At 72.6% G+C, this 10,807-nt stretch carries 8 protein-coding genes; 4 read left to right on the top strand and 4 right to left on the bottom strand.

Annotation, left to right across the window (positions count from 1 at the left end):
* Nucleotides 1-109: 109 nt before the first annotated feature.
* Both ACFU7Z_RS26990 and ACFU7Z_RS26985 read right to left on the bottom strand, forming a co-directional pair.
* Nucleotides 110-571 carry a GNAT family N-acetyltransferase gene (locus ACFU7Z_RS26990; RefSeq protein WP_380720259.1) on the bottom strand — a complete coding sequence of 154 codons (462 nt, stop codon included), beginning with the start codon at nucleotides 569-571 and terminating at the stop codon, nucleotides 110-112.
* 99 nt (nucleotides 572-670) lie between these two features.
* The gene (locus ACFU7Z_RS26985) at nucleotides 671-1,462 is read right to left on the bottom strand and encodes a VOC family protein (RefSeq protein WP_049651145.1); all 792 of its coding nucleotides are present in this window, start codon (nucleotides 1,460-1,462) and stop codon (nucleotides 671-673) included.
* A gap of 191 nt (nucleotides 1,463-1,653) precedes the next feature.
* Here ACFU7Z_RS26985 and ACFU7Z_RS26980 point away from each other — a divergent pair, with 191 nt between their 5' ends.
* The 3 genes from ACFU7Z_RS26980 to ACFU7Z_RS26970 all read left to right on the top strand — a co-directional run bounded on the left by ACFU7Z_RS26980 (nucleotide 1,654) and on the right by ACFU7Z_RS26970 (nucleotide 6,682).
* A complete protein-coding gene (locus tag ACFU7Z_RS26980; protein ID WP_241853250.1) occupies nucleotides 1,654-3,891 on the top strand; it encodes an ATP-dependent RecD-like DNA helicase in 2,238 nt (745 codons plus the stop codon).
* A gap of 225 nt (nucleotides 3,892-4,116) precedes the next feature.
* A complete protein-coding gene (locus ACFU7Z_RS26975; RefSeq protein WP_049651143.1) occupies nucleotides 4,117-5,406 on the top strand; it encodes a citrate synthase in 1,290 nt (429 codons plus the stop codon).
* A 556-nt stretch (nucleotides 5,407-5,962) separates the two neighbouring features.
* Nucleotides 5,963-6,682: an SDR family NAD(P)-dependent oxidoreductase gene (locus ACFU7Z_RS26970; RefSeq protein WP_049651142.1), complete on the top strand. Its 720-nt coding sequence runs from the start codon at nucleotides 5,963-5,965 to the stop codon at nucleotides 6,680-6,682.
* A 93-nt stretch (nucleotides 6,683-6,775) separates the two neighbouring features.
* Here the strand turns inward: ACFU7Z_RS26970 and ACFU7Z_RS26965 are convergent, their stop codons facing one another.
* Together ACFU7Z_RS26965 and ACFU7Z_RS26960 are read right to left on the bottom strand one after the other, a co-directional pair.
* Nucleotides 6,776-9,022, bottom strand: a complete 2,247-nt coding sequence (locus ACFU7Z_RS26965; RefSeq protein ID WP_380780215.1) for a heavy metal translocating P-type ATPase — start codon at nucleotides 9,020-9,022, stop codon at nucleotides 6,776-6,778.
* 65 nt (nucleotides 9,023-9,087) lie between these two features.
* The gene (locus ACFU7Z_RS26960; RefSeq protein ID WP_049651134.1) at nucleotides 9,088-9,306 is read right to left on the bottom strand and encodes a heavy-metal-associated domain-containing protein; all 219 of its coding nucleotides are present in this window, start codon (nucleotides 9,304-9,306) and stop codon (nucleotides 9,088-9,090) included.
* A gap of 192 nt (nucleotides 9,307-9,498) precedes the next feature.
* Here ACFU7Z_RS26960 and ACFU7Z_RS26955 point away from each other — a divergent pair, with 192 nt between their 5' ends.
* Entirely contained in the window at nucleotides 9,499-10,671 is a 1,173-nt protein-coding gene (locus tag ACFU7Z_RS26955) for a PP2C family protein-serine/threonine phosphatase (protein ID WP_053112039.1), read from the top strand.
* Nucleotides 10,672-10,807 lie beyond the last annotated feature (136 nt).

Genomic DNA, 10,807 nt, shown 5'->3' with positions numbered 1-10,807 from the left:
GGGGGGACCCTGTGGGAGAGTAGGACGCCGCCGAACAATTCTTCAGAAGAACCCCCATCCGGGTCCCGGATGGGGGTTCTTCGCGTTTTCAGGGCTTTTGAGCGCGTTCTCAGAGCTTGAGCTTGAACCCGACGTGCGAGGCCACGAATCCCAGCCGTCCGTAGAAGCGGTGTGCGTCCGTGCGCGTCGCGTCGGAGGTCAGCTGGACGAGGTCGGCGCCGAGTTCGCGGGAGCGGTCGACGGCCCACCGGATCAGTTCGGTGCCCAGGCCGCTGCCGCGTTCGTCGGCGTGGATGCGGACGCCCTCGATGATCGTGCGGGTGGCGCCGGCCCGGGAGAGGCCGGGGACGACGGTGAGTTGGAGGGTGCCGACGGTGCGGCCGGCCCGGTCGGCGACGATCAGGTGCTGGTGCGGGTCGCCGTCGATGCGGGCGAAGGCGGTGCGGTAGGGGGTGAGGTCGTCGGGGCTCTCGCGGGTGGCGCCCAGGGGGTCGTCGGCGAGCATGGCCACGATCGCCGGCAGGTCGTCGGCGGTGGCCCGCCGGATCGTCAGAACAGCCGTTTCAGTCATGATCAGAGACTAGAGGCCCCTGTGTGACGCACCGCGCCTTGTCTACGCCCGTAGCACCCCTTCCCGGGCCTTCTGAAGGGCCGTGGGGCCCTCTCGGCGTCAGTCCCCGGGCTTGGCACTGGTGATGACGGCGAAGACGGCGCCGTGCGGGTCGACCAGCTGGGCTAGGCGGCCGACGCCGTGCACGTCCATGGCCGGGATCCGTACGGTCGCGCCGAGGGTGTCGGCGATGGCGAGGCTTGCGTCGGCGTTGGGGACCTCGAAGTAGGGGAGCCAGTGCGAAGTGGTGCCGCGTGCGGTGTGTTCGGGGCCGAGCTGCATGATGCCGCCGTGGGCGTCGTCGCTGCCGCCGCCGGCCGGGGTGAGGACGGTGTACATCACCTCGCCGAGCGGGACGTCCTGCTCCTGCCAGTCGAAGACGGAGCGGTAGAAGGACTTGTCGAGTTCGGCGTCGACGCTGTAGCACTCGGCCCAGCAGAGGCTGCCCTCCTCGGTGACGACGTCCAGGCCGCGGGTGCCGTGCGGCTGCCAGACGGCGAAGTCGGCGCCGGTCGGGTCGGTGTAGGCGGCCATCCGGCCCGCGGTGAAGACGTCGAAGGGGGCGAACCGGACGCGGCCGCCGGCCTGTTCGACCAGCGCGGTGGTGCGGTCGGCGTCCTCGGTGGCGAAGTAGAGCGTCCAGCCGGGCGGCGTGCCCTCCTCGGCGAGCGGGCCCAGGGCGGCGACGGTCCGGCCGTCGAGCTGGAAGAAGCCGTAGCCGCCGGCCTCGGGGCCGGCCGAGTCGAAGGTCCAGCCGAACAGCGCGGTGTAGAAGTCGACGGACGCGCGGGTGTCGGGGCTGCTCAGGTCGAGCCAGTCCGGGGAACCGGGGCGGAAGTCGGTGTTGAGCATGGCGGCACTGCTCCTCGGACGGGGCCCGGGCGGGCGCGGTCGACGGCGGTCCCCCTCGGTCCCTCCCAGCCTGGCACCTCGGCCGGGGCGGTGCACGGCAGCGGCCGCCGCACCGGCGGGGGCGGGGTGTCGGGGCGGGGCGGTACGGTGCGTAGCGGAATCGTCCACCCGTACCGGTCGAAGGGGGTCCGGTGAGCAAGCAGGCGGCGCAGTCCGGGCAGCAGGTGCCGCGCCAGCTCGCGCAGGTCGAGGGCGTGCTGGAGCGGATCACCTACGCCAACGAGGAGACCGGCTACACGGTGGCCCGGGTGGACACCGGCCGGGGCGCGAACGACCTGCTGACGGTGGTGGGCGCGCTGCTGGGGGCGCAGGTCGGCGAGTCGCTGCGGCTGCACGGGCGGTGGGGCTCGCACCCGCAGTACGGGCGGCAGTTCACGGTGGAGAACTACACCACGGTGCTGCCCGCCACGATCCAGGGGATCCAGCGGTACCTGGGCTCGGGGCTGATCAAGGGGATCGGGCCGCGGTTCGCCGAGCGGATCGTGGAGCGCTTCGGGGCGGACACCCTGGAGGTGATCGAGAACGAGCCGGGCCGGCTGATCGAGGTGCCGGGGCTGGGGCCCAAGCGGACCAAGAAGATCGCCGCGGCCTGGGAGGAGCAGAAGGCCATCAAGGAGGTGATGGTCTTCCTGCAGGGGGTCGGGGTGTCCACCTCGTTGGCTGTGCGAATCTACAAGCAGTACGGCGACGGTTCGATCGGGGTGGTGCGGAACGAGCCGTACCGGCTGGCCTCGGACGTGTGGGGCATCGGCTTCCTGACGGCGGACCGGATCGCGCAGGCGGTGGGGATCCCGCACGACAGCCCGGAGCGGGTGAAGGCCGGCCTGCAGTACGCGCTGTCGCAGAGCACCGACCAGGGGCACTGCTTCCTGCCGGAGGAGCGGCTGATCGCGGACGGCGTGAAGCTGTTGCAGGTGGACGTCGGGCTGGTGATCGACTGCCTGGCGGAGCTGGTGGCGGCCGAGGGCGTGGTGCGCGAGGCGGTCCCGGGGGAGGGCGGCGAGCCGGTCACCGCGGTGTACCTGGTGCCGTTCCACCGGGCGGAGACCTCGCTGGCCAACCAGCTGGTGCGGCTGCTGCGTTCGGACGCGGACCGGATGCCGTGGTTCGGGAACGTGGACTGGCCGGTGGCCCTGGACTGGCTGGCGAAGCGGACCGGGGCCGAACTGGCGCCGGAGCAGGAGGAGTCGGTCCGGCTGGCGCTGACCGAGAAGGTCGCGGTGCTGACGGGCGGTCCGGGCTGCGGCAAGTCGTTCACGGTGAAGTCGATCGTGACGCTGGCGCTGGCGAAGCGGGCCAAGGTGGTGCTGGCGGCGCCGACCGGCCGGGCGGCGAAGCGGCTGGCGGAGCTGACCGGGGTGGAGGCCTCGACGGTGCACCGGCTGCTGGAGCTGAAGCCGGGCGGGGACGCCGCGTACGACCGGGACCGGCCGCTGGACGCGGACCTGGTGGTCGTCGACGAGGCCTCGATGCTGGACCTGATCCTGGCGAACAAGCTGGTCAAGGCGGTGCCGCCGGGCGCGCACCTGCTGTTCGTGGGGGATGTGGACCAGCTGCCCTCGGTGGGCGCCGGGGAGGTGCTGCGGGACCTGCTGGCGGAGGGCGGGCCGATCCCGTCGGTGCGGCTGACCAGGATCTTCCGGCAGGCGCAGCAGTCCGGCGTGGTGACCAACGCGCACCGGATCAACGAGGGCAGGCCGCCGCTGACGGACGGCCTGGCGGACTTCTTCCTGTTCGCCGAGGACGACGCGGAGCGGGCGGCCGGGCTCACGGTGGACGTGGTGGCGCGCCGGATCCCGCAGAAGTTCGGCTTCGACCCGCGCCGGGACGTGCAGGTGCTGGCGCCGATGCACCGCGGCCCGGCCGGTGCGGGGAACCTGAACACCCTGCTCCAGGCGGCGGTGACGCCGGCCCGGGAGGGGCTGGCCGAACGCCGGTTCGGCGGCCGGACGTTCCGGGTGGGGGACAAGGTCACCCAGATCCGCAACAACTACGACAAGGGGCGGAACGGCGTCTTCAACGGCACAGTGGGAGTGGTGACCGCGCTGAGCGTGGACGACCAGCGGCTGACGGTGCTCACCGACGAGGACGAGGAGGTGGCGTACGACTTCGACGAACTGGACGAGCTGGCCCACGCGTACGCGGTGACGATCCACCGCTCGCAGGGGAGCGAGTACCCGGTCGTGGTGATTCCGGTCACCATGTCCGCTTGGACGATGCTCCAGCGGAACCTGCTCTACACCGCTGTGACCAGGGCACGGAAACTCGTGGTGCTGGTGGGGTCACGCAAGGCGATCGGACAGGCCGTCCGGGCCGTCAGTGCAGGTCGGAGGCATACCGGACTCGACCATCGGCTCGCAGCTGGATGATTATCCAACGGGATGGTTGCCTCTAATGTTCTCTTGACGTGAAGAGATTTACGGCAGAGCCTAGGGTGGTGCCGATCTTGTCCGGTTCGTACCGGCTGCGGCAGCAGGTTTTGTAGGGGCGGGCCCTTTCGGGCCACCCCGGGTGCGCGACTGTCCTCCGGATGGGGGATGGTAGAGACAGTCAGGGCACCTTGGAAGAGGATTCATTTCGTCGGTGAGGAAGACGTGAGCGACAACTCGGTAGTACTGCGGTACCAGGACGGCGAGTACGAGTACCCCGTCGTCGAGAGCACTGCGGGCAACGCCGGCTTCGACATCTCGAAGCTGCTCCCGCAGACCGGCCTGGTCACCCTGGACAACGGCTTCGGTAACACCGCCGCGTACAAGTCCGCGATCACCTTCGTGGACGGCGACAACGGCATCCTGCGGTACCGCGGCTACCCGATCGAGCAGCTCGCCTCCGATGGCGGGTTCATCGAGACCGCGTACCTCCTGATCAACGGCGAGCTGCCCAACGCGGACCAGCTGGCCGAGTTCAACCGCGAGATCACCCAGCACACCCTGCTGCACGAGGACGTCAAGCGCTTCTTCCAGGGCTTCCCGCGGGACGCCCACCCGATGGCCATGCTGTCCTCGGTCGTCGGCGCGCTGTCCACGTTCTACCCGGAGAGCCACAACCCGTTCGACGCGGCCCAGCGCCACCTGTCGACGGTCCGCCTGCTCGCCAAGCTGCCGACGATCGCCGCGTACGCGTACAAGAAGGCGATGGGCCAGCCCTTCGTCTACCCGCGCAACGACCTGAGCTACGTCGAGAACTTCCTGCGGATGACCTTCGCCGTCCCCGCCGAGGACTACGAGCTCAACCCGGTCGTCGTCAACGCGCTGGACAAGCTGCTCATCCTGCACGCGGACCACGAGCAGAACTGCTCGACCTCCACCGTGCGCCTGGTCGGCTCCAGCCACGCCAACCTGTTCGCCTCGATCTCGGCCGGCATCTCGGCCCTGTGGGGCCCGCTGCACGGCGGCGCCAACCAGGCCGTGCTGGAGATGCTTGAGAGCATCCAGAAGGACGGCGGCGACGTCGACGCCTTCATCACGAAGGTGAAGAACAAGGAAGCCGGCGTCAAGCTGATGGGCTTCGGCCACCGGGTCTACAAGGCGTTCGACCCGCGTGCCGCCCAGGTCAAGCTGCTCGCGCACGAGGTCCTCGGCCAGCTCGGCAAGAGCGACGAGCTGCTGGACATCGCGCTCAAGCTGGAGGAGCACGCCCTCAAGGACGACTTCTTCATCTCGCGCAAGCTGTACCCGAACGTGGACTTCTACACCGGCCTGATCTACCGCGCCATGGGCTTCCCGACCAGCATGTTCACCGTGCTGTTCGCCCTCGGCCGGCTGCCGGGCTGGATCGCCCACTGGCACGAGATGATCAACGACCCGACCAGCCGGATCGGCCGTCCGCGCCAGATCTACACCGGCACCGCGATCCGCGACTACGTCCCGCTGGACGCCCGCTGACCGCAGCGGCGCCGACCACCGGCCCGCACGGAAGCTGAGAGGGGCCCGACCGCGAGAGCGGCCGGGCCCCTTCGCGTCCCGGTGGCGCGCCCGAGGGCCCGCGCGGGGACGGAACCGTACGGCGCACGACTCCGGGGTCGGCCGCAGCCGGGGACGGCCGCTCAAAGCGTCCCAGGCCCGCCAGAACCCCGGCGTCGTGCGCGAAGGCCGTCAGGGTCGACGACCGTCCCGGGGCCCGCCGGAGCCCCGTCGGCGACAGCCCGCTGGAAGCGCGGGGACACGTTGCCGTTCAGCGTGTCCCCGCCCACCGGAAAAACTGCCGCACTACCAACCTAAGACGTATCAGGGTGCGAGAAGTTACGCCCGGGGGGTGTGAGCTGCCTCTCGCCACGCTCCGTGTGCGCGTCGTACCACGCTCATATCACACCTTCGCTCGCGCCGGACGTCACCCTCCCCGCAGTCACGGCAACCGAGCGTGATAGGAATCGTGGCATTCCGGTACGGACCGTCGCGCACATTCGCCGCGCGACGGCGGAACTGGGGAGGGAGTGCGCAGATGGCCAGGAACGTCGTCGTCACCGGCGGTGGCACGGGAATCGGGTACGAGGTCGCGCGGCGGTTCGTCGAGGCCGGCGACCACGTGGTGATCGTGGGCCGCCGCCGGGAGGTCCTGGAGAAGGCCGCGGCCGGACTCGGGCCGAACGTCACCCCGCTGGTGTGCGACCTCGCCGACCCGGACGCCGTCGAGGCCGCGCTCGCCGACCTGCCCGAGCGGATCGACGTCCTGGTCAACAACGCCGGCAGCCGGGAGACCGTGGTCGGCGGCGGGCCGCACGCCCTGCTGGCGCGCTGGCGCGGCGACTTCGAGCGCAACGTGCTGACCGTGGTGCTGCTCACCGAGTCGGTCCGGGACCGGCTCACGCCGGGCTCCGGCCGGGTGGTCACCATCAGCTCCATCGCGGCCCTGCGCGGGGCCGGCTCGTTCGGCGCGGCGAAGGCCTCGCTGCACGCCTGGAACCACTTCCTGGCCGCCCAGTTGGGCACCTCGGGCATCACCGCCAACATCGTCGCGCCGGGCACCGTCGCGGGCACCGAGTTCTTCGGGCCGCGGCTGGACGAGGCCGAGGTCGCCCGCCGGGCCGCCCGCACCCTGCTCGGGCGGATCGGCGAGACCGGCGAGGTGGCGGCGGCGGTGTACTTCCTGGCCTCGCCCGAGGCCGGGTTCATCACCGGCGAGATCCTGCACTGCAACGGCGGCGAGCTGCTGGGGCGTTGAGCCCCGGCCCCGAACGTCCCGAACGCCCCGGGGCACCCCGTACGCGTCGAGGCCCCGGACCGACACCGGTCCGGGGCCTTCGCGTCGGCCGGCTCAGGCGGGCCGGAAGCGGCGCAGCCGCAGGCTGTTGGTGACCACGAAGACCGAGGAGAAGGCCATCGCGGCCCCCGCGACCATCGGGTTGAGCAGGCCGGCGGCGGCCAGCGGGATCGCCGCCACGTTGTAGCCGAAGGCCCAGAACAGGTTGCCCTTGATGGTGGCCAGGGTGCGGCGGGAGAGCCGGATCGCGTCGGCCGCCGAGCGGAGGTCGCCGCGGACCAGGGTGAGGTCGCCGGCCTCGATCGCGGCGTCGGTGCCGGTGCCCATGGCGAGGCCCAGGTCGGCCTGGGCGAGCGCGGCCGCGTCGTTGACGCCGTCGCCGACCATCGCGACGACCTTGCCCTCGGCCTGCAGCCGCTTGACGGTGGCGACCTTGTCCTCGGGGAGCACCTCGGCGAGCACGTGCTCCGGTGCGATGCCGACCTCGGCGGCGACGGCCTCGGCCACCGCCCGGTTGTCGCCGGTGAGCAGCACCGGGGTCAGGCCGAGCGCGCGCAGCCTGCCGACGGCCTCGGCGCTGGTCGGCCTGACCGCGTCGGCGACCTCCAGCACGGCCCGGGCCTCGCCGTCCCAGCCGACCGCGATCGCGGTGCGGCCGGCCGCCTCGGCGGCGGCCTTGGCGCGGGCCAGGGAGGGCGGCAGGTGCTGCGCGCGGTCGGCCAGCAGGGCCTCGCGCCCGGCGACCACCGCGCGCCCCGCCACGACCCCCTCCACGCCCCGCCCGGGCACGCTGCGGAAGTCCGCGACGGCGGGCAGGGCGCCGGCCTCGGCGGCGGCCTCGGCGACCGCCCGGGCGACCGGGTGCTCGGAAGCGTGCTCGACGGCGCCCGCCAGGCGCAGCGCCTCGGCCCGGTCCACGCCCTCGGCGGTGTGCACGGCGACCAGGGCCATCCGGCCGGTGGTGACGGTGCCGGTCTTGTCCAGGACGACGGTGTCCACCGTGCGGGTGGTCTCCAGCACCTCGGGGCCCTTGATCAGGATGCCCAGCTGGGCGCCGCGGCCGGTGCCGACCATGAGCGCGGTCGGGGTGGCCAGGCCCAGGGCGCACGGGCAGGCGATGATCAGCACGGCGACGGCCGCGGTGAAGGCCTCGGTGGAGCTGTCGGTGGCCAGCAGCCACACCACCAGGGTGGCCAGGGCGATCAGGATGACGGCCGGGACGAAGACCGCGGAGATCCGGTCGGCCAGCCGCTGGGCGGCGGCCTTGCCGTTCTGGGCCTCCTCGACCAGCCGGGCCATCCGGGCCAGCCGGGTGTCCGCGCCGACCCGGGTGGCCTCGACCACCAGCCGGCCGCCCGCGTTGACGGTGGCGCCGGTGACGGCGTCGCCGACGGTGACCTCGACCGGGACGGACTCGCCGGTCAGCATCGAGGCGTCCACCGCCGAGGCGCCCTCGACCACCGTGCCGTCGGTGGCGATCTTCTCGCCGGGGCGGACCACGAAGCGGGTGCCGACCGTCAGCCGGTCCACCGGCAGCCGTACCTCGCGTCCCCCCTCCAGGACCGCGACGTCCTTGGCGCCGAGGTCGAGCAGGGCGTGCAGCGCGGCGCCGGCCCGGCGCTTGGAGCGGGCCTCCAGGTAGCGGCCGAGCAGGATCAGCACGGTGACGGCGGCGGCGGTCTCCAGGTAGAGCGTGGCCGAGGCGTCGGTGTCGCCGACCGAGAGCGAGAAGTCGTGGTGCGTCCCGGGCCGGCCGGCGTGGCCGCCGAACAGCGCCCAGCAGGACCAGCCGAAGGCGGCCAGGGTGCCGAGCGAGACCAGGGTGTCCATGGTCGCGGCGCCGTGCCGGAGGTTGGTCCAGGCGGCGCGGTGGAAGGGCAGGCCGCCGTAGACCACGACCGGGCCGGTGAGCGCGAAGGCCAGCCACTGCCAGTCGGTGAACTGAAGGGCCGGGACCATCGACAGCAGCACCACCGGGACGGCGAGGACGGCGCTGGTCAGCAGCCGGTCGCGCAGGGGGTCGGCGGGCTCGGGCCGGGCGGGGTGCTCGGGGGCGGCCGGGGGCGGGGGGAGTTCGGCGGTGTAGCCGGTGCGCTCGACGGTGGCGATCAGGTCCTCGACCGTGGTGCCGGGGCCGAAGTCGACCCGGGCCCTCTCGGTGGCGAAGTTGACGGTGGCCTCGACGCCGTCCATCCGGTTGAGCTTCTTCTCGATCCGGGCCGCGCAGGAGGCGCAGGTCATCCCGCCGATCGACAGCTCGACCCGGTCCCGGGCCCCGAGGTCCGGGGTGGACGTGCTCATGCGGATCAGCTCCTCGGTGCGGGTGGCCGGCGGGGCGCCGCGGCGGCCCCGCCGTGCCGGGTGGTTCAGGCGCTGCGGCCGACCAGCTCGTAGCCGGCCTCGTCGATCGCGGCGCGCACCTGCTCGTCGTCCAACGGGGCGGCGGAGGAGATCGTCACGGTCCCGGCCGTGGCGTCGGCGGCGACCCCGGTGACCCCGGCCAGGGCGGAGACCTCCTCGCTGATCGCCTTCTCGCAGTGGCCGCAGCTCATGCCGGACACGGTGTAGGTGATGGTGCTGGACATCGGGGGCCTCCGGGAGGTCCGGGCGGCCCGGGTGTTCGCCCGGGGCGCGGCGCTGGCAACGACTCTTGTGACAACACCATACCCCTCCAGGGTATTCCGGGAGTGGTGGGGGTGGGGCGCCCGGATCGCCCGGGAACGCCGGGGGCCAGGGCCGGTCGGGCTTCCGCGGTGATCGTCCCTTATGTTCGGTATGTGTTTCCGCTCCGCCGCGCCCAGTCTCCCTCGGCACCCACGGCAGCCGGACTGCCGCCGGACCGGCAGCGCGGCGCCCTGCTCGCCGCCGACCTCCAGGACGTGCCCTTCTGGCGGCGCGCCACCCCGGCGCTGATCGCCGTCCTGCTCGTCGGGCTCGCGGACTTCCTCTCCGGCAAGGACCGCTACCTGGCCCCGCTGATGACCGTGGTGCCGACCGTCGCGGCACTGACCCTGAAGCCCCGCGAACTGCTGCTGGTCTGCTCGCTCGGGCTGCTCACGGTGTTCGGGCTCAGCCACCACGACGAGGTCGACAACATCAACGACGCCCGCTTCCTGTACGGGGCGATGGTCAGCTACGTCGTCCTGACGCTGTTCTCGGCCTGGGTCGCCAAGATCCGGATGCGGCGCGCGGCGGCCTTCGCGGCCGTCAGCTCCGTCGCCGAAGCCGCCCAGCGGGCGCTGCTGCAACTGCCCGGGCCGACCGTCGGGCCGCTGCGGCTCGCGGTGCGGTACGTGTCGGCGGCGGACGCCTCACGGATCGGCGGGGACCTGTACTCCGTACTGGAGACGCCGCACGGCACCCGGGTCGCGGTCGGGGACGTCCGGGGCAAGGGACTGGCCGCCGTCCAGACCGCGGCCGTGGTGCTGGGCGCCTTCCGCGAGGCGGCGTACGACGAGGCCGGGCTGCGGGGCGTCGCGGCGCGGATCGAGGCCAGCGTCGAACGGCACGTGCCGGACGGGGAGTTCACCACGGCGCTGTTCGCGGAGTTCCGTACGCCCGGGGCGATGGAGCTGCTGCAGTACGGGCACGTGCCGCCGATCCGGGTGGACCACGAGGGGCGGGCGCACGTGCTGGACGCGCCCGACCCGTGGGTGCCGCTGGGGCTCGGCCGGCTGGCGGCGGGGGAGCCGACCACCTGGGCCCAGCCGTTCGGGGCGGAGGACGTGCTGGTGCTCTGCACGGACGGGGTGATTGAGGCGCGGCACCGGACGAGCGGGGAGTTCTACCCGCTGGCGGAGCGGGTCGGGCCGCTGGTGCGGGGGGCCGCGCGCTCGGAGGGGGAGCTGGAGACGGCGGTCGGGCGGGTGTACGCGGACCTGCTGGCGCATACGGGTGGGGAGTTGCGGGACGACGCGTTGTTGCTGCTGATCGTGCGGACGGATGGGTGAGGGGGCCCTGCGGGGGTCTTCTGTGGGTTCGGGCTCTCGGGAGGGTGGGGGCCGGGGGTGGCTCCGGGGGTGGCCGCTCCGGGGGCTGGATGATTTTCAGACTGCCAACCCTGGAGGTGGGGCGTTCAGACCGTTG

Origin of the sequence: Kitasatospora sp. NPDC057518, from assembly GCF_042802075.1 — a bacterium.
Lineage (GTDB): Bacteria > Actinomycetota > Actinomycetes > Streptomycetales > Streptomycetaceae > Kitasatospora.
This window is presented reverse-complemented; position numbering and strand designations above follow the sequence as displayed.